Consider the following 18,046-nt stretch of genomic DNA (forward strand, 5'->3'; position numbering starts at 1 on the left):
TGAATACCATTTATAGCTCCCAGATAACCCATTCGCCCCGTTTGTTGCGGACATGGGGCAGGCCATCTTCGTCCCAGGTGATGAGCTGGCCGCTGTGGACGATGAGGCTGGCGCGGGTGCGGGCGACTTTTTCGTCGTCGGTGGTGTCGTTGAGGCCCCAGGTGGTGTAGATTTGGCCGTTGATACGGCTGATGGTGCGTTTGTCGCGGAAGCCGAGCCGGTCGGCGATTTGTTTGTTGCTGAGGCCCTGGGCCAACATACGGGCGACGATTTGCTCGTTGGGTTCTAGCAGGTCCATGGGGGCGTTTTCATCTTTGTGGCGCACTTCCTGGACGCGCGACTCGATGTCTGGGTCTATGAAGGAACGGCCGTTCACCGCATCCAGCAGCAACGGCACAATCATCGCCGGCAGCAGGTAGTTGGATTTGCGCACGTAGGCGTAATGGCTGAGGATGCCCGCGCGGCGAAAGTCGCGGTAATAGGCGTCGTCGTCCTGGATGGAGTAGAAAACGATGGGCAGGCGGGGCAGTTCGCGGCGGATGGCGACGGCCGTTTCAATGCCATTCATCACCCCCGCCAACTGCACATCCATCAAGATCACGTCTGGCGCTTCGCCGGACAGGCAAAATTCCAGCGCGTCTTCGCCCGCCGCCGTATCGTAGACGACGCGGACCCTATTCGTGGCGGCCAAGCCGGCTGTGAGGGCGGGTCGCAGCTTCTCGTTGTCTTCTACAATCAGCAGATTCAGCATGTTGGTTCGTCTCTGACTCATCAGGTTGCGGCCATGCTCCAGAGTGCAGCCGCAGTCTATTCTACCATCGTCTAATTTGGTGGACAGATCAAGCACTCAGGTGCGTGGCGATGGGGGTTTGGGAGGTGTCGCAGGTACGGCCGTATGGGGTAAAGTGTCTGGCATGAAGACCCGACAGGTCTAACAAAAACATGGAGGTCTATTCGTGACAACAATTGATTTAAAGAGTTTGAAGCAGGCGGAAACGGCCGTTCACCCTACCCGCCACCTTATCTTAATTGGCCTGGCTCTGGCTTTTGCTTCCAGTCTGGCGACGATGATGGTGGTCTTACGGATGTTGTACACCGGCCAACTACAGTTCACCTTTTTGGTGTGGAATTTGTTCCTGGCCTGGCTGCCGTTTTTGTTTGCGGCGATGGTGTATGGGTTTCGCGGACGGCCGTTTGTCACTGGCGTCATGGGCACGCTGTGGCTGCTGTTCCTACCCAACGCCCTTTACCTGGTGACCGATTTGATCCACCTTTACCCCTGGGGCGACGTGCCTTTCTGGTACGACGCCATCATGCTGTTTGCCTTTGCCCTGACCGGTTTGATGTTAGGTTTGGTGTCGCTTTATTTGCTGCACACGGTGGTGGCGGCGCAATATGGGGCGCGCATTGGCTGGGCCTTTGTGCTGGTGGTCTCCGGCTTATCTGGGCTGGGGGTGTATATCGGCCGATTTTTGCGCTGGAACAGTTGGGACATGTTCACCAGTCCGCTGCGCGTGGTGGAAGACGTCGCCATCAGCCTGCTGCACCCGGAGATGTTTTTGAAGACCTTTGTGACGACGGGACTAATGACGGCCGTTTTTATTCTGGCCTATGTGGTGTTGTTTATGACGCCCCGGTTGGCGATTGACGATTGACGATTGGTCCTGAGCTTGCCGAAGGAGGAAACCCATGGCTACCTATGAATACGATGGTGACGAAGTTAGCCGGGAATTTCCGGCGTTGGGTGTGGCGTCGTTGTGGATTGGCCTGGTGTTGGTACTGATAACGGCCGTCGCCCAAATGACGCAAGGGACGCAAGACACGGCGGCCAATGGCCTGCAAATCATCTTGTTGGCCCTCATCCTGGCCTCTGGCGTTTATCTCGCCTTTCGCGCCAGCCAGGGCAACCTGCTGTTGGCCGCCGTTCCCCTGCTGATCAATGTGTGGACTCTGATCATTGTGCAGTGTGTGCCCTTTGCCAGCCTGTGGGAACAGGCCCGCTTCCAGTCTAACCTGACGGCGTATCAACACGTTGTGGCCCTGGTGGAAGCTGGTGAACTGGTGGCAGACATGGATGGATACGCCACCTTGCCCGCCGCCTATCACCGCCTGTCCGCCAACGGCCGTGTCCTGATTGATCGCAGCAGCGGTTCGACCCGCGTGTTCTTCTTCCTCCACCAGCCGACCGGCGCCAGCCTCGCCGGCTACCTGTATCGTTCCGATGGCGCACCACCCCAATCGGAGTTTGGCGGCGCGTGGACGGTGGTGTTACCAAAACGGCCGTCCTGGTACTACTGCGCCCGCTCCCTCTAAAACAACTGACTTTACGCCAGCACACGTAATCCGTTTTCCGTCGGCATCCCCCACGGACTACGGATTACGGATTACGGATTACGATTCCCCTCGTTTCTCAGCCGCTTTCGGTTATAATTCGCCAATGTGTTAGATATTCATCTAACAAAATCTATAACCGGAGCGATTGGTGACAGCACAGGCAATCCCTTACATCACCCTATTGGGCTTTCTTTTTGGCACAACCTTAATTGCGTCGCGTTTTGGCGTAGACCAATTTCCCCCGGCCACCTTCATTGGCCTGCGCTTAACCCTGGCGGGACTGGGTTTTCTGGCAGTCTATCTGCTGGCCGGCCGCCGCCATCCCTTGCCCACCGACCGCCGTCTGTTAAAACACGCGGCGGTGATGGGCATTTTTGGCACGGCCGTGCCCATGCTGACCATCGTCTCCTCCCTGCAATATCTCTCCAGCGGCATTGCCTCCGTCCTCATCACCACCGGCCCGGCGGTCATCGTCCTGTTGGCCCATTTCACCCTACCCGATGAATCTCTCAACCGGCGCAAAGCAGCTGGCGTGGCCCTGGCCCTAAGCGGCGCTGTGCTGCTGGCGGCCAGCGGCGAAACTGGCCTGACCAACAATACACAGACCAACCCCCTGGGCTACCTGCTCATTTTCACCGCCATCATTCTGGGCAACGGCATGACCGTTTACGCCCGCAAATACCTCAGCGACTATGATTCTTTCGATGTTTCCGGCGTCAGCATGGGCGTCGCCGCTTTGGCCGTGATGCCTCTCTCCTTCGTTTTCCTGGGTTTAGACTTCCATGCTGTCACCTCTGGCGGCTTTGTGGCCCTGTTTTGGGCAGCTCTGATCGGCACGTTTGCCGGAACGCTGCTGACCTTTTACAACCTGAAGCGTTTCGGCGCAACGGCCTCGGCCATGACCGCTTACATCATGCCGATTGTGGCCGGAATTGGCGGCGTCGTGGTATTGCATGAACGAGTGACGGCCGTTATGCTGGCGGGTATGGCGATCATCATTTTGGGTATTGTTGTTTTGCAAAGCCCGCGCCGCCAAAGCAAAAATTTGGCTCAAACAATTTAGTTTTACTCTGGAAACTCCATAAATTAATTATGAGTACGTCATAAAATAGTCTGGTGATTTTATGTGACTTTTGTCGGTAGCAAACGTGTCTATTGTCACTCTGTAGGCATCTGTAGACCTCGTAAAATACCAGTCGGTTTGACTCGGTGGAAAGCCATAGCGGCTGTGCGAAACGGCCGTATTGCACAGCAAAATAATATCAACCTGGTCAGGTATGTTTAACATGCCTGACCTTCATTCCTATTAGCCATAACCACATCATCAATGCCTTTTTCCACAGCGGCATTAGACGACAATCTGGAGGATTTCATGACAAAATATGTTTATTTATTCAACGAAGTAGAACTCGCCACCGAACATGTGGGTGGCGCCTGGGATGACGTTCGCTCCCTATTGGGTGGCAAGGGCGCCAATCTGGGCGAAATGACCCGCATCAACCTGCCGGTTCCCCCTGGGTTCACCGTGACCACCGAAGCCTGTAATGCCTATCTGGCCGCCAATATGCAGTTCCCCGATGGCATGTGGGAGCAAGAATTGGAAGCCATGAAGGCGACCGAAGAACAGACCGGCAAAAAATTTGGCGACCCAAGCAACCCGCTGCTCGTCTCCTGCCGCTCCGGTTCTCGCTTCTCCATGCCTGGCATGATGGATACCGTCCTGAACATCGGCCTGAACGATGAAACGGCCGAATCCATGACCGAATTTACCGGCGACGAACGCTTCGTCTATGATGCTTACCGCCGTCTGGTGCAGATGTTTGGTTCCGTTGTCCTGGGCATTGACGACGACGTTTTTGAACACCCCCTGGAACAATATAAAGCCGAAAAAGGGTACAAAAGCGACACCGAAATGAACGCCGAAGATTGGAAAACCATGACCGAAGTGTTCAAAGCGGCCATCAAAGAGCATCAGGGTTTCGATTTCCCCCAAGACCCCTACGAACAACTCAAGTTGGCGACCGAAGCCGTCTTCCAATCCTGGAATGGCAAGCGGGCTGTGGATTATCGCAATGCTGCCAATATCCGCCACGACCTGGGCACGGCCGTTAACATCCAGACGATGGTCTTTGGCAACATGGGCAACAGCTCCGGCACTGGCGTCGCCTTCACCCGCGACCCCGCCACCGGCGAAAACATTCTTTATGGCGATTATTTGATTAACGCTCAGGGTGAAGATGTGGTGGCCGGTATTCGCAATACCTCCAAAATTCAATTCATGGGCCAGGAACTGCCCGAAGCGTATGCCGAGTTCCTGGAAGTGCAGGAAACGCTGGAACAGCATTACCGCGACATGCAAGACGTAGAATTTACCGTCGAACGTGGCAAACTGTGGATGCTGCAAACCCGCGACGGCAAGCGCACGGCAAAAGCGGCCGTTAAAATTGCCGTAGAGATGGCCGAAGAAGGACTGATCAGCCAAGAAGAAGCCATCAAGCGCGTCCAGCCAGACCAGGTGGACACTTTGCTCCATCCCCAATTTGACCCGAAAGCCAAAAAGCAGGCCACCGACGAAGGCAAGCGTTTTGCCACCGGCGTTAACGCTTCACCCGGCGCGGCCGTGGGGCGTATCTATCTGGATGCCGACCTGACCGAGAAAATGGCGAAAGAACATGGGCAGGACGTGATTATGGTACGGCCGTTCACCAAACCCGATGACGTTCATGGCATGTTGGCCGCCAAAGGAATCCTTACCAGTGAAGGTGGGGCTACATCTCATGCGGCCGTCGTCGCCCGCCAATTTGGCATCCCCTGTGTCGTTGGCGCTTCCGATGTGCGCATTGACCTGGAAAACCGGGTAGTAACAGCCAACGGCATTACCCTGAAAGAAGGCGACTACATTTCCGTAGACGGCGCGACCGGCGAAGCCTTCCTGGGCCAGATTCCTTCCGTTGCTCCTTCCCTGGAAGAGCAAACCGAACTCATGACGCTGCTCAGTTGGGCCGATGAAATCACCGCCAGAGAAGGCACTCGCGCCGTACCGTCCGGTTGGCCGACACGCGGTTTACAGGTGTGGGCCAACGCCGATTACCCTGAAGACGCCCGCCGCGCCCGTTCCTACGGCGCCAAAGGCATCGGCCTCTGCCGCACCGAGCATATGTTCTTCGAGCCGGCGCGTTTGCCCGTTGTGCAGCGCATGATCCTGGCCGACAAAGTAGAAGACCGCCAGACAGCATTGGACGAACTGCTGCCTTTCCAACGCAGCGACTTCGACGGATTGTTCGAGGCCATGACCGGCCTGCCCGTCATCATCCGCCTGATTGACCCACCGCTGCATGAGTTCATGCCCGACGAACACGCTCTGATGGAAGAAGTTATCGAAAACCGCATCAAGGGCGTGGCAGATCTTACCAAAGAAACGCTGCTGGCCAACATCCAGGCGATGCACGAAAGCAACCCGATGATGGGTTTGCGCGGCGTCCGCCTGAGCGTGATGATGCCGGAAATCGTGGAAATGCAGGTGCGGGCTATCTTTGAAGCGGCCGCCGACGTGAAACTGCGCGGTTTTGAGCCGAAGCCGGAAGTGATGATTCCGTTAACCGGCCACATCAACGAGCTGCATTTCATCCAACCCAAACTGGAACGGATTGCCGCCGCGGTGATGGAAGAAAAAGGGGTGCAGTTCCATTACAAATTTGGCACGATGATCGAAATCCCCCGCGCCGGTCTGACAGCCGATCAGATCGCTGCGACGGCCGAGTTCTTCTCCTTTGGAACCAACGACCTGACCCAGTTCACCTTTGGCTACAGCCGCGACGACGCCGAACGCAACTTCCTGGTGAAGTACGTGGAGGATGGCATTCTGCCCAAGAATCCCTTCCAGACCATTGACCCGGATGGCGTGGGCCAACTGATGGACATCGCCGTGAAGAAGGGACGCAGCACCCGCCTGGACCTGGAGGTAGGTATCTGCGGTGAACATGGCGGCGACCCCGAAAGCATCGCTCTGTGCCATAAGCTGGGCTTGAATTATGTTTCTTGTTCGCCGTTCCGTGTGCCGGTGGCCCGCCTGGCGGCCGCCCACGCGGCGTTGGATGGCAAGAAGTAGTTGGTAGTTGGTAGTTGAGAGTTGAGAGACGGCTCCGGTGAAAACCGGGGCCGTTTTTGTTTCTGGTGATTTTTATCTGGCGCGGAGGTGTCAGATGGCACTGTAACGGCCGTTTCCCACCCCGTATACTCAGGTCAATCACAACGGCCGTTGGTGGCCGTCCTATTCCCACTCAGGAGCTTGAACCATGGAACAAAACTTCTCGATTGATGCCCTTATCCCCGCGGAAATGGCCAAAAAGGCGGAAAACGCCGGCGTGTCTAAAGCCAACCTGGGCATTTACCGCATGACGTCCCTGTCTGTGTTGGCGGGCGCGTTTATTGCGATGGGGGCTGTCTTTTCAACGGCCGTCACCACCGGAGCAGCCGGTGTGCTGCCCTATGGCGTGGTCAGATTATTGGCCGGTTTGGCCTTTTGCCTGGGCCTGATTTTGGTCGTTGGCGCGGGCGCGGAGCTGTTCACCGGCAATAATTTGATTGTGATGGCCTGGGCAGACAAGAAAGTGACCACCGGGGCGCTGCTGCGGAACTGGGTGGTGGTGTATGTGGGTAATTTTGTTGGCGCGTTGGTAACGGCCGTTGGCATGTTCCTGACCCAGCAATACGCCTTTAACAATGGCGCTGTGGGCCTCAACGCCCTCAACACGGCCAGCGCCAAAGTGCAGTTGGGCTTTGTCCAGGCCATCATGCTGGGCATCTTTTGTAATGCGTTGGTGTGCCTGGCCGTCTGGCTGTGCATTGGCGCGCGCACGGCCGCCGACAAAATCCTGGCGATCATTTTCCCCATTACCGCTTTTGTGGCCGCCGGCTTTGAGCACAGCGTCGCCAATATGTATTTTATTCCGATTGGACTGCTGGTTAAGGCCGGCGCGCCGGCTGAATTTTGGGCCAATGTCGGCAAAACGGCCGTTGACTATCCTGCCCTCACCTGGAGCAATTTCTTCCTGGTTAATTTGCTGCCTGTTACCATTGGCAACATCATTGGCGGGGCGCTGATGGTGGGGCTGGTCTATTGGTTTATCTACTTGCGGCCAAGTTGGACGGGCAAATAAAGAGCGCAGCCGGTGGCGAGAGGCCGGCAGCCGACCTCTCGCCACCGGCGATTATCTTATACGACTTCCACATCTATCCCTTCGGGCACAGAAACCACCACCACGTCTGGCGTTTGGCAGATAGTTAACACCACCTGGACTCCTGGTGGGACCTGAACGCGAACATGATTGATTGGTTTGGGCTTGAACGGCGGGTCCAGCAGCACCGGGCTTTCTTCGGCCACCAGCGTAACGCCATCAATGAAAAAATCTTTGGCGCGCGCCCATTTGCTCTTCACGCGGATGATCACCTCGGCCGTGCCGCTGTCGGGCACAGTGAATTGCACCGTGTGGTGAAACCATTGGCGGTTGCCCATCTGCCCGCCGTTGACCCACCCCCCTGCCCCATTCACCCACACGCCCGATTCTGCGCCGAACGGGTCGGTTTCGTTGTTTAGCACAACCAGAACTGGCGCGGTTAACACGGCCGTTGTCCCCGGCGTCAGCCCCGTCACCATTTGCTTTAACTCCGCGCCAAACGGCGACCCCCCGTGAAAAATTTTGTAGGTGGCCGTGCCGGCCAGGATCAAGGCATTGCTGCCGCCCAACTGCTCGTCAGGTGGCAGTTGATCGGCCAGTTTGTGAACGCATTCGGGCACACCACCGGCCGTATCGCCCGCGCCAAACAGCGACTGTCCCGGCTCAATCCAGCGTAACTGCCAGTGATTGGGCTGTTGGTTGATGAGGAAACCCGGCGTCGGCGGTAAATTTGTCCATCCTTCGGAAAACGACCCATTTTTTAGCATCATGCACTCCTTTTTTGAACGGCAAAGGTAAACGACCTGACCATATTATAAACATTCTTGTCAACTTTGCGGCGTCAGCCAGCGAATCAAACTTTGGTGGTTGACAAAGTGTTGTTGTGACACTATACTGAAAGTGTATATTTTACACGAATAAAAAATGAGGTGCGTGATGTGGTGGATGTTGGCTGTACTCATAATAACTTTTGCCGTTGGGTTAGGTGCGTGGCTGGGCGGTGTGGCCGGGCTGGTAGGCACGGCCGTTGCCATGCTGTTGGGTCTGGTGGTCTGGGCTGTTCGGCGAGCGGCTTATGTGCTTGTGCCGGAGATGGAGGCAGCGCTGGTATACGATAGTGGTGGGCGGTTTGTCCGCTTTTTACCACCGGGCGGCCATTGGTTACGGCCGTTTAGCGAACATATCAGCGCCACAATTGCCACCGATTCAACGGCCGTAACCGGCCGAACCACCGGCCTGCAAACCATCGGCGGCCTGGCGCTGGCCGTAGAATGGCGTCTCACCTATACGCTAAATGTGTTTGCCGTCCCGGCCGACCAACAGGCCAAAGTGGCCCGCACCCTGGCGAAAAATCCGGCGGCGGCCGCGCGCAGCCACCTGGGCAACGTTTTGCAGCATGTCATCGGCGAATACACCATTGAGCAGTTGACCCTGCCCGGCGCCCACAAGCAGTTGGAGGCGCAGGTAAAGGCGGCGCTGGATGGGCGGTTACGGCCGTTGGCCTTTCAGGTGAGCCGGGTGATGATTGGCGCGATAGACATGCCGCCCCATGTCAAAGCCGCTCTGGAGGCGGTCCACGAACGGCACATGCAGGCCGAAAATGAAGCCAAAGCGCTCGCCCGGCTGCAACAAGTCGTCAGCCAATTCTCCGATGCCGACATGCAGCGCCTGATCGAACTGGAGCGTATCCGTCACATCGGCCAACATGGCGTTATCATTCCCTATCCCACCTTGTTCGAGGCGGAGCGGCAAAATGGCCTGTCCTATTCCCGAACGACGCAATAATGTAGGGACGTATAATCATGCACCCCCACTGTAGGAGGGTATAATCATACGCCCGGAGGTACATGATGAAAATTGCCATTGGTTCCGATGAACGCGCCCACCTGACAGACGCCGTGCTGGCCGATTTGCAGGCACGCGGTCACACGCCCCTTCCCTTTGGCCCGCTGGCCGACCAGCCTGGATATTGGCCGGCCGTTGCCCGACAGGTCGCCGAAGCCGTCGCCAGCGGCGCGGCCGACGAAGGCATTCTCTTCTGCTGGACCGGGACTGGCGTCAGTCTGGCGGCCAACAAGGTCCCCGGCATTCGCGCTGCCCTGTGCGACGACGCCGAAACCGCTCGCGGCGCGCGCCTGTGGAACAACGCCAACATTCTCTGCCTCTCCCTGCGCCGCACCTCGGAGATCATCGCCAAAGAAATCCTGGACGCCTGGTTTGCCGCCACCTACCAACCCAACGAGACCGACGACGCCTGTCTGGCCCAGGTCGCCGCCCTTGAGGCCGATTACCGGCGATAGGGAGGGGCGTATATCAGACGCCCCTCCTGCGACACGGCGGTAAAAGATTGACCTGAGCGAACGCATGTTCTATAATCAGGCCATGGACGCCCTGAAAAAATTCAAACTGCTGGCCGATAACGCCGATCTGGAACCCGCCGAAGAAGTCTCCTTGCAGCCCGCGCCGCATATTGCGCCCTGCGGCATCCCAATAAACGATCCCCAACCCAGATCGAGCGGCGGCTTTGCCAACCGCCACACTCCAGCCGCCAGCCCGCAGCAAGCCCTCGGTATCCATCACGCCAAAATGCCCGGCGGCAAAACAATTCCGCTGCTCAAAACCCTGTTAACTTCGGCCTGTGAACGCAACTGCTTTTACTGCCCCTTCCGCGCCGGCCGTGACTTTCGCCGTACCACCTTCCAACCCGACGAGATGGCAAAATCCTTTATGGATTTGTACCGCGCCGGGGTGGCCGAAGGGCTGTTTCTCAGTTCAGGCATCATCAAAGGGGGCGCGGCGACGCAAGACAAACTGCTGGACACGGTGGCCATTTTGCGCGAAAAGCATCTGTTTCGCGGTTATGTGCATCTAAAAATCATGCCCGGCGCGGAGCGGGCGCAGGTGGAGCGTGCGATGCAGTTGGCGAACCGGCTGTCGGTGAATCTGGAAGCGCCCAACGACCATCGGCTGGCGTTGTTGGCGCCTAAGAAGCATTTTTGGGACGAATTGGTACGGCCGTTACAATGGATCGAAGACATCCGCCAGTCGCAGCCGGGGAGTATGGGCTGGAACGGCCGTTGGCCCTCTACCACCACCCAATTTGTCGTCGGCGCGGTGGGTGAAAGTGACCTGGAACTGCTCTCCACCACCGAATACCTTTACCAAAAGTTGCGCATCGGCCGCGCCTATTTCTCCTCCTTTCGCCCCCAGCCAGACACACCGCTGGCACACCTGCCCGCTTCCGACCGGCGGCGTGAACACCGTCTTTACCAGACCTCCTTCCTCTTCCGCGACTACGGCTTCGACCTGGAAGATTTGCCCTTCACCCCAGATGGCAATCTGCCGCTAGACATTGACCCCAAATTGGCCTGGGCGCAGCAAAATCTGCTGCAAAACCCGGTGGAACTCAACCGCGCCGAGCGCCAACAACTGCTGCGTGTGCCCGGCATCGGACCCATCAGCGCCCAAACCATCCTCAACGCCCGCCGCCTCGGCGTGCTGCGCGACATTGCCGACCTGCAACTCCTCGGCGTGCAGACCAAAAATCTCAAGCCGTTTGTATTACTCGACGGCCGTCGTCCCACCTTTCAACTCCCTCTGTGGTAAAATACTGAATAAATGTAACTACTAAGCCGGTCATTCCCGCGAAGGCGGGAATCCACTCTGGCGATGATGATGGATACCCGCGAAAGCGGGTATGACAACCAGAGAGGGCTTGGTAGTTACGAATAAATTGTGAAGTATGAATGGTGAATGACTTCTTCCACTTCATACTTCACCATTCACAATTCAAACTTCGCCATTCAGGAGATTCCATGACCACTCTGCCCATCACCCGCATGACTCTCTACAAGCACGGCGTCGGCTTTTTCGAGCGCCGGGCGCAGTTAGAGGGTGACGAAGTTTCCCTCTCCTTCCGCGTGGAGGAAATGAACGATATTCTGAAGAGCCTGACGGCCGTAGATTGGGGCGACGGCCAGGTGTTGGGCGTAGATTACGCCACCCCGCAAAGCCGCGAAGAACGGCTGTCCGGCTGTTCCATCCGCCTGGATGACGGCCGCAGCCTGCGCGATTTGCTCGTTGGTTTGCGCGGTCGGCGCGCCGAACTGCACCTGGACCAGGGAGAAACGGCCGTTGGCCTGCTCCTCGGCCTGGACGAACTACCAGACCGCCAGCCGGTGGGCGATTCGCTGGTTTCGCTGCTGCAAGACGACGGCCGTCAGGTGCAAACCGTCGCCCTCAGCCGGGTACAGGCCGTCACCATCAACGACGAGCGCGGCGCGGCCGATTTGCGCTTCTTCCTGCAAGTGTCCCTGACGCAAGAAAACTACCGGCAAGTCACCGTGCGCCTCACCCCCGGCCAACACGATCTGTCGGTGAGCTACATCGCCCCCGCCCCCACCTGGCGCGTCAGCTACCGCCTGGTGGCCGACCCCGACGCCGACAGCGGACCCATCGCCCTGCTGCTCGGTTGGGGCATTTTCGACAACCGGTTGGAGGAGGAACTAACCGACATCAAACTCTCCCTGGTGGCCGGGATGCCCATTTCTTTTGTGTATGATTTGTACACGCCGTTTACCCCGGAACGGCCGTTCATCGAAGAAGAATCGCGCGTCGCTGCCGGCCCGGTTGGCTTTCAGGCTGCCACCCTGGGCATGGGCGCGATGGTCCCACCGTCCGCCCCCATGCCCACAATGGCGGTTATGGACGACATGCGCGCTCCTGCCCCGCAAGCCAAAATGTCTCGCCGTGATCTGCAAGAAGCAACGGCCGTGCAAACCAGCGGCGAAGCGTTGGGCGAGTTGTTCCAATACCACATCAACACCCCCGTTTCTGTCGGGCGCGGCCAATCGGCTATGGTTCCCATCGTTGCCGCCAACCTGCCCTACCGCAAAGACCTGCTCTACAACGGCGCAAAATTAGCCTCTCACCCTGTCGCCAGCCTACGCCTGGACAACAAAACCGGCCTGACGCTAGAACGTGGCCCGGTTACGGTCAGCGAAGGCGGTGATTATGTTGGCGAAGCGGTGCTGCCATTCACCGCCGACCAGGCGGAATTTATCATCCCTTATGCCGTCGAGTTGGGCGTGCGCGTGCGCGAACAGTCTGGCGCGTCTACGCAAATTCACGCCCTGTCACTGGAAAAAGCATATTTGGTGTTTGAGGAATGGGACATCCGCTGGCGCACGTATCAGATCAACAACACCACCAACCGCCCCTTGACGGTGCTGGTGGAGCATCCGCGCCAGGAGAGTTACGACCTGTTCGACACGCCCAAACCGGCCGAGCAAACCCAGGAGACCTATCGCTTTGCCGTAGGTGCGCCGCCGCGTCAGGAGACGATCTTGCGCGTGCAAACCCGCTATCTGCGCCGCCGCCACGAGCAGATCGAGCGCCAATCTTACGTCACTTTGGCGCGCTATCTGCGTGATGGCCTGATTGACCGCGCCGCCCATGACCTCATCGCCACGATTTTGGGGCTGATGGAGAAAATCAACGACCATAAGAAGCGAATTGAGACCATCAATCAGGAGCGCCAGAAGATCTACGAGGCGCAAAAACAGGTGCAGGGCAATATGTCGGCGCTGTCCAACACCGGCAAAGAAGGGCAAATGCGCGCCCAATATGTGGACCGCCTGGAAGCCACCGAGCAAAGTCTGCTGGTGCTGGCCCAGGAAGAAACGCAGTTGCAAGCTGAAATCGCCCGCCTGGAGAAAGAGATCGCCCGGCGGTTGGAAGTTTGAGGGAGTTTGTTGGACTCACGATTTATTGGCGAACAGATAACGGCCGTCTTCGACACCCCACCGGCCATCAGCAAAAAACCAGGCTGCCCGGACGGTTTTGTCTGGGGCGATGAGACGTTTCGGGTGGTGCAACTGTTGGAGGAATGGGTGGATTACGGCCGTCGCGGACGTATGGCGCAAAATATGCAGCCAGAACACGCGGCGCGGGCCGCCCAGCGGGGTTCCTGGGGTGTGGGTCGCTTTTTCTTTCGCGTGACAACGGCGGACGGCCGTATCTTTGAACTCTACTACGACCGCGCCCCCAAAGACGCCGACGACCGTCATGGCGCCTGGTTTCTCACCCGTGAAATGGAGATGTAAGACGTGTTCCGTGTTCCGTTCACGGTTCACGGCTCACCGTCAAACTCCGCCGAGGCCAGTTTAACGCACAACGCCACCACTTCCATCGCCTTCTCCACCTCGGCCACCGGCGGGCGGCTGGGGGAAAGGCGGATGTTGGCGTTGTGTGGGTCTTTCTCGTGAGGATATGTGGCCCCGGCCGGCGTCAGCGAGACGCCCGCTTCTTGCGCCAGCGCCACCACCCGGTCGGCTATCGGGTGGGTGGTATCCAGGCTGACAAAGTAGCCCCCTTTCGGCTTAGACCAGGTCGCCAGGCCCGTGTCGCCCAATTCCCGCGTTAATACAGCGTCTACCACGTCAAACTTGGGGCGCAAAATAGCGGCGTGATCGGCCATCAGCCCGGCAATGCCGCCGGGATAGCGGCGCAAAAACTTAACGTGACGATACTGCTCTACCTTGTTTGGCCCAATGAACTGCGTATTCATCAACCCGATGATGTATTTGACATTGGCCGCGCTGGCAGCCATAAAGCCCAGCCCAGCCCCGGCAAAGGTCATTTTGGAGGTGGAGCCGAAGAGGTAAACCCGGTCTGGATTGCCGGCCGCTTCGCAGGCGCGCAGCAGGTTGAGCGGCCGTTCCTGCTCATCCGTCAGGTGGTGGACAATGTAGGCGTCGTCGGCGAAGATGGTGAAATCGGGCACGGCCGTTTTCATGCCAGCCAGCCGCCGTACCGTTTCATCGGACACCGTGTCGCCGGTGGGGTTGCTGTAGGTGGGCACAAAGACCATGCCGCGCACGGCCGTATCCAACGCCAACGCCTCAACCGCATCCATGTCTGGACCGTCCGGCGTCATGCCCACGCTAACCATCTCGATGCCCAAAGCGTCTAGGAGGGTGAAATGGCGATCATAACCGGGCACGGTGACGATGAACTTGGTTTGTGTTTCCTGGCTCCACGGCCGTGGGCTTTCTTTCAGGCCGCGCAGCATCGCCCACATCAGGGTGTTGCTCATCAGCTTCAGGCTGGAATTGTTGCCGACAATGGTCTCGTTGGCCCGCGCGCCCAACATTTCGCCGAACAATTCCCGCGCTTCGGGAATCCCGGCGATGCCGCCAGGGTAATTGCGGATGTCCACCCCGCCCGGCGTCACCAGGTCGTTGGCGTCCACAATGGTCAACATGCCGTTTGCCAGGTCAAAATCGGCGTTGGCTGGCTGGCCGCGCTGCATGTTTAGCGCCAGACCCAGGCTTTTCACTTGTTCAAATTGCGCCTGTAATGTTTGTAAATCGCTCACGTATCTCGCTCCTTCAAAAAATGGGCCTGGATAGGCCAGGATGCCGTTGGTTCAGATGGTAATCCCTCGGTTGATTCTAGCAGAAACGGCCGTTTTCTGCCGAGGACGAATTTGCCCAAATTTTACCGGCAAGGAACTGTCAACCTGGGTTGACAGTTCCTTGCCCCAACTTGGTGTCACTATGACGTAATGCTTGAACATATGTCATTTGTCATCTACCCAGACGGCCGTTTTTCCGCTATCATCATCCTGATTTTAATGAGTATCGCACCGGTCAGGCTTGCCAGACCACCGGTGACAAAACCGCTTATTGTGGGAGCAGATGAGCAAGACAAAACAATATGGCGACGGCGCCGTTGCCTTGAACGCTGGGCAACTTCTGGCTTCTTGCTGTGTGCTCCGGCTGATTTTGTATGTTTAGTGAATAAAGGAAAAAATTGATGACACTTGAATTCCCCACCAATCTGACCCATGCCCAGGCGCGCGCCTGGATCGAGGAAATGGTTGCCTTGTGCCAACCAGACCATGTCCATTTTTGTGACGGCTCGGCTGAAGAACAGGCCACTCTCAACCAACAACTGGTTGACAGCGGTACGTTTATCAAACTCAACGAAGAACTGCGCCCCAACAGTTTCCTGGCCCGTTCCGACCCCAGCGACGTCGCTCGCGTCGAAGACCGCACCTACATTTGCAGCGTCAGCCCGACCGACGCCGGTCCCACCAACAATTGGGAAGACCCCAAAACCATGCACGTTCGCCTCAATGAACTGTTTGCCGGTTCCATGCGCGGCCGCACCATGTACATTATCCCGTTTAGCATGGGGCCGTTGGGTTCATCCATCGCTCAACTGGGCATCGAAATCACCGATTCCGCTTACGTCGTTGTCAATATGAACATCATGACCCGCACCGGCACGGCCGTGTGGGATGTGTTGGGTGCAGACGGCCGTTTTGTCCCCTGTATGCACACCGTCGGCGCGCCGCTGGAACCGGGTCAAGAGGATGTCTCCTGGCCCTGTAACCCGGACGTGAAATACATCGTCCATTTCCCCGAAGAACGGGCTATCTGGTCTTATGGCAGCGGCTATGGCGGCAACGCCCTGCTCGGCAAAAAATGCCTGGCCCTGCGCATCGCCTCCAAAATCGCCCGCGACGAGGGCTGGCTGGCCGAACACATGCTCATCCTCGGCGTGGAATCCCCGGCAGGCCAGAAGAGCTATGTGGCCGCCGCCTTCCCCAGCGCCTGCGGCAAGACCAACTTTGCCATGCTCATCCCGCCCAAAGAGATGGGCGACTGGAAAGTAACCACCGTCGGCGATGACATTGCCTGGATCAAACCCAACGCCGAAGGCAAGCTGTATGCCATCAACCCGGAAACCGGTTTCTTTGGCGTTGCCCCCGGCACGTCGCCGGAGACCAATCCCAACGCCATCGCCTCTTGCGCCCAAAACAGCATCTTCACCAACGTTGCCCTGACGCCCGACGGCGATGTCTGGTGGGAAGGGCTGACCAAAGAGAAACCGGCGTCGTTGATTGATTGGCGCGGCCAGGAATGGACGCCCGACAGCGGCCGTCCGGCGGCCCATGCCAACGCCCGCTTCACCGCCCCGGCCGCCCAATGCCCGGTGATTGATGACCAGTGGGAGAACCCAAATGGCGTGCCGATTGACGCCTTTATTTTCGGCGGCCGTCGCCAAGACACGGTGCCGTTGGTTTACCAATCGTTCAACTGGGTCTATGGCGTCTATGCCGGGGCCACCCTCGGCTCGGAGACCACCGCCGCCGCCTTTGGCGCCACCGGCCAGGTGCGCCGCGATCCGTTGGCCATGCTGCCGTTCATCGGCTACCACATGGCCGATTACTTCACCCATTGGCTGAGCTTTGGCCGGAATATCCCCAATCCGCCGCGCATCTTCTGCGTCAACTGGTTCCGCAAGGATGAGAATGGCAAGTTCGTCTGGCCCGGCTTTGGCGACAACATGCGCATCCTGAAGTGGATTGTGGAACGGTCGCATGGGCAGGCGATGGCCGTGGAAAGCCCCATCGGCTGGATGCCGCGTTATGAGGACATTGACTGGACCGGCCTCGATTTCAGCCACGAGCAGTTCCAGGACGTGATGGCGATTGACAGTGAGAAGTGGAAGGCGGAGATCGTCTCGCACGAAGCGCTCTTTGTGAAGCTCTATGACCGCCTGCCGAAAGAGCTGCTGGATGTGCGTTCTCTGCTGCTTTCCAGCCTGTGGCGCTCTCCCCGTTCCTGGGAATTCATGTAGAGAGCCGTCCCCACAACTGAATAGTCGTTAAATAGCCACTGCCGCCGTCCTGTTCACGAACAGGGCGGCGGCAGTGTTGTTTGGCCCGCTGCGCCCCGCAGCGGGCAAATTTGCCCCGTTTCACGCCCCATCAGCGCCCCCGGCCGTCTGTTGTCATGCTGAGCGGAGTCTTTGACCCTGAGCAACGTCGAACGGGGAAGCATCCCCAGGGAACAAGGGGATGCTTCGGAGGACCTCAGCATGACGAGGGGGAAGCTTGTCATGCTGAGCAGAGTCTTCGCCCCTGAGCAACGTCGAACGGGGAAGCATCCCGCCTGTCCAGGAACAACCAATAGGGGAGATGCTTCGGAGGACCTCAGCATGACGGCATGACGGCGTGACGGGGTGGCGAGGGGGTTATTCCCAGGTCTTGCTCAGGTCTTCCCAAGAGGGATTGCTTTCTTCAATCAGGGCGATTTTCTTGCGACGAACCCAGCCCTTGATTTGCTTTTCTCTGGCAATAGCCTCCTGGGGCGTGTTGAAGGTCTCGTAATACACCAAAAGCCCTACGTTGTACCGGGAAGTGAAACCAGGGATGAGCTTGTGTTTGTGTTCAGAAACCCGCCGCGCCAGATCATTGGTGATGCCGGTGTAGAGGGTTCTAGATGGCGAAGCCAGGATGTAGACGAAGTATTGCTTCATTGCTTACCAACTATAGCGTCATTCTGAGGGCGAAGCCCGAAGAATCCCTTAAGCTGTGGCCGGTCTCCTGACCGTGCCACAGCGTGCACAGCGCGGGGAGGGGGGATGCTTCCCCGTTCGACGTTGCTCAGGGGCGAAGACTCCGCTCAGCATGACGGGTTGCCTTCCCTGTCATTCTGAGGGCGAAGCCCGAAGAATCCCGG

Annotated in this window: 16 protein-coding genes; 12 read left to right on the forward strand and 4 right to left on the reverse strand. The window is 58.0% G+C overall.

Annotated elements, in window-relative coordinates; translation table 11 throughout:
* Positions 1-10 precede the first annotated feature (10 nt).
* Entirely contained in the window at positions 11-751 is a 741-nt protein-coding gene (locus tag IPM39_12110) for a response regulator transcription factor (protein MBK8986797.1), read from the reverse strand.
* Between the two features lie 205 nt (positions 752-956).
* Between IPM39_12110 and IPM39_12115 the strand changes: the two genes are divergently transcribed.
* The 5 genes from IPM39_12115 to focA all read left to right on the forward strand — a co-directional run bounded on the left by IPM39_12115 (position 957) and on the right by focA (position 7,493).
* On the forward strand, positions 957-1,655 hold the full coding sequence (locus tag IPM39_12115; GenBank protein MBK8986798.1) for a DUF1361 domain-containing protein: 699 nt from the start codon (positions 957-959) through the stop codon (positions 1,653-1,655).
* 34 nt (positions 1,656-1,689) lie between these two features.
* Positions 1,690-2,313, forward strand: coding sequence for a hypothetical protein (locus IPM39_12120; GenBank protein ID MBK8986799.1), 624 nt, complete (start codon positions 1,690-1,692; stop codon positions 2,311-2,313).
* 169 nt (positions 2,314-2,482) lie between these two features.
* On the forward strand, positions 2,483-3,397 hold the full coding sequence (locus tag IPM39_12125; GenBank protein MBK8986800.1) for a DMT family transporter: 915 nt from the start codon (positions 2,483-2,485) through the stop codon (positions 3,395-3,397).
* A gap of 309 nt (positions 3,398-3,706) precedes the next feature.
* Positions 3,707-6,442, forward strand: coding sequence for a pyruvate, phosphate dikinase (locus tag IPM39_12130; protein MBK8986801.1), 2,736 nt, complete (start codon positions 3,707-3,709; stop codon positions 6,440-6,442).
* Between the two features lie 229 nt (positions 6,443-6,671).
* The gene (focA, locus tag IPM39_12135; GenBank protein MBK8986802.1) at positions 6,672-7,493 is read left to right on the forward strand and encodes a formate transporter FocA; all 822 of its coding nucleotides are present in this window, start codon (positions 6,672-6,674) and stop codon (positions 7,491-7,493) included.
* Positions 7,494-7,549: 56 nt separating this feature from the next.
* Here focA and IPM39_12140 read toward each other — a convergent pair whose 3' ends face one another.
* Positions 7,550-8,281, reverse strand: a complete 732-nt coding sequence (locus tag IPM39_12140; protein MBK8986803.1) for a hypothetical protein — start codon at positions 8,279-8,281, stop codon at positions 7,550-7,552.
* 166 nt (positions 8,282-8,447) lie between these two features.
* On the opposite strand from IPM39_12140, the gene IPM39_12145 reads away from it, so the two are divergent.
* The 5 genes from IPM39_12145 (at position 8,448) to IPM39_12165 (ending at position 13,615) form a co-directional block, all read left to right on the forward strand.
* Positions 8,448-9,296, forward strand: coding sequence for an SPFH domain-containing protein (locus tag IPM39_12145; GenBank protein ID MBK8986804.1), 849 nt, complete (start codon positions 8,448-8,450; stop codon positions 9,294-9,296).
* A 65-nt stretch (positions 9,297-9,361) separates the two neighbouring features.
* A complete protein-coding gene (locus tag IPM39_12150) occupies positions 9,362-9,811 on the forward strand; it encodes an RpiB/LacA/LacB family sugar-phosphate isomerase (GenBank protein ID MBK8986805.1) in 450 nt (149 codons plus the stop codon).
* A 64-nt stretch (positions 9,812-9,875) separates the two neighbouring features.
* Positions 9,876-11,117 (forward strand): radical SAM protein, encoded by a 1,242-nt coding sequence (locus IPM39_12155; GenBank protein ID MBK8986806.1) that lies wholly within the window; start codon positions 9,876-9,878, stop codon positions 11,115-11,117.
* A gap of 209 nt (positions 11,118-11,326) precedes the next feature.
* Positions 11,327-13,255 (forward strand): hypothetical protein, encoded by a 1,929-nt coding sequence (locus tag IPM39_12160; protein MBK8986807.1) that lies wholly within the window; start codon positions 11,327-11,329, stop codon positions 13,253-13,255.
* A gap of 9 nt (positions 13,256-13,264) precedes the next feature.
* A complete protein-coding gene (locus IPM39_12165; GenBank protein ID MBK8986808.1) occupies positions 13,265-13,615 on the forward strand; it encodes a hypothetical protein in 351 nt (116 codons plus the stop codon).
* Between the two features lie 26 nt (positions 13,616-13,641).
* Here the strand turns inward: IPM39_12165 and IPM39_12170 are convergent, their stop codons facing one another.
* Entirely contained in the window at positions 13,642-14,889 is a 1,248-nt protein-coding gene (locus IPM39_12170) for an aminotransferase class I/II-fold pyridoxal phosphate-dependent enzyme (GenBank protein ID MBK8986809.1), read from the reverse strand.
* 189 nt (positions 14,890-15,078) lie between these two features.
* Here IPM39_12170 and IPM39_12175 point away from each other — a divergent pair, with 189 nt between their 5' ends.
* Positions 15,079-15,330 carry a hypothetical protein gene (locus tag IPM39_12175; GenBank protein MBK8986810.1) on the forward strand — a complete coding sequence of 84 codons (252 nt, stop codon included), beginning with the start codon at positions 15,079-15,081 and terminating at the stop codon, positions 15,328-15,330.
* Complete coding sequence (locus tag IPM39_12180) at positions 15,330-17,162, forward strand: phosphoenolpyruvate carboxykinase (GTP) (protein ID MBK8986811.1); 1,833 nt, start codon at positions 15,330-15,332, stop codon at positions 17,160-17,162. Before IPM39_12175 ends, IPM39_12180 begins: the two co-directional genes overlap by 1 nt.
* A 396-nt stretch (positions 17,163-17,558) precedes the next feature.
* On the opposite strand, the gene IPM39_12185 is transcribed toward IPM39_12180, so the two are convergent.
* Positions 17,559-17,843: a GIY-YIG nuclease family protein gene (locus IPM39_12185; GenBank protein MBK8986812.1), complete on the reverse strand. Its 285-nt coding sequence runs from the start codon at positions 17,841-17,843 to the stop codon at positions 17,559-17,561.
* Between the last annotated feature and the right edge of the window lie 203 nt (positions 17,844-18,046).

Source organism: Candidatus Leptovillus gracilis, assembly GCA_016716065.1.
GTDB classification, from domain to species: domain Bacteria; phylum Chloroflexota; class Anaerolineae; order Promineifilales; family Promineifilaceae; genus Leptovillus; species Leptovillus gracilis.

Excerpts from the sequence above, each read along its gene's own strand:
- IPM39_12110 (MBK8986797.1), bottom strand. The coding sequence starts at position 751 with ATGCTGAATCTGCTGATTGTAGAAGACAACGAGAAGCTGCGACCCGCC.
- IPM39_12120 (MBK8986799.1), top strand. The coding sequence starts at position 1,690 with ATGGCTACCTATGAATACGATGGTGACGAAGTTAGCCGGGAATTTCCG.
- IPM39_12130 (MBK8986801.1), top strand. The coding sequence starts at position 3,707 with ATGACAAAATATGTTTATTTATTCAACGAAGTAGAACTCGCCACCGAA.
- focA (MBK8986802.1), top strand. The coding sequence starts at position 6,672 with ATGGCCAAAAAGGCGGAAAACGCCGGCGTGTCTAAAGCCAACCTGGGC.
- IPM39_12140 (MBK8986803.1), bottom strand. The coding sequence starts at position 8,281 with ATGATGCTAAAAAATGGGTCGTTTTCCGAAGGATGGACAAATTTACCG.
- IPM39_12145 (MBK8986804.1), top strand. The coding sequence starts at position 8,448 with ATGTGGTGGATGTTGGCTGTACTCATAATAACTTTTGCCGTTGGGTTA.
- IPM39_12150 (MBK8986805.1), top strand. The coding sequence starts at position 9,362 with ATGAAAATTGCCATTGGTTCCGATGAACGCGCCCACCTGACAGACGCC.
- IPM39_12155 (MBK8986806.1), top strand. The coding sequence starts at position 9,876 with ATGTTCTATAATCAGGCCATGGACGCCCTGAAAAAATTCAAACTGCTG.
- IPM39_12160 (MBK8986807.1), top strand. The coding sequence starts at position 11,327 with ATGACCACTCTGCCCATCACCCGCATGACTCTCTACAAGCACGGCGTC.
- IPM39_12175 (MBK8986810.1), top strand. The coding sequence starts at position 15,079 with ATGCTTGAACATATGTCATTTGTCATCTACCCAGACGGCCGTTTTTCC.
- IPM39_12180 (MBK8986811.1), top strand. The coding sequence starts at position 15,330 with ATGACACTTGAATTCCCCACCAATCTGACCCATGCCCAGGCGCGCGCC.
- IPM39_12185 (MBK8986812.1), bottom strand. The coding sequence starts at position 17,843 with ATGAAGCAATACTTCGTCTACATCCTGGCTTCGCCATCTAGAACCCTC.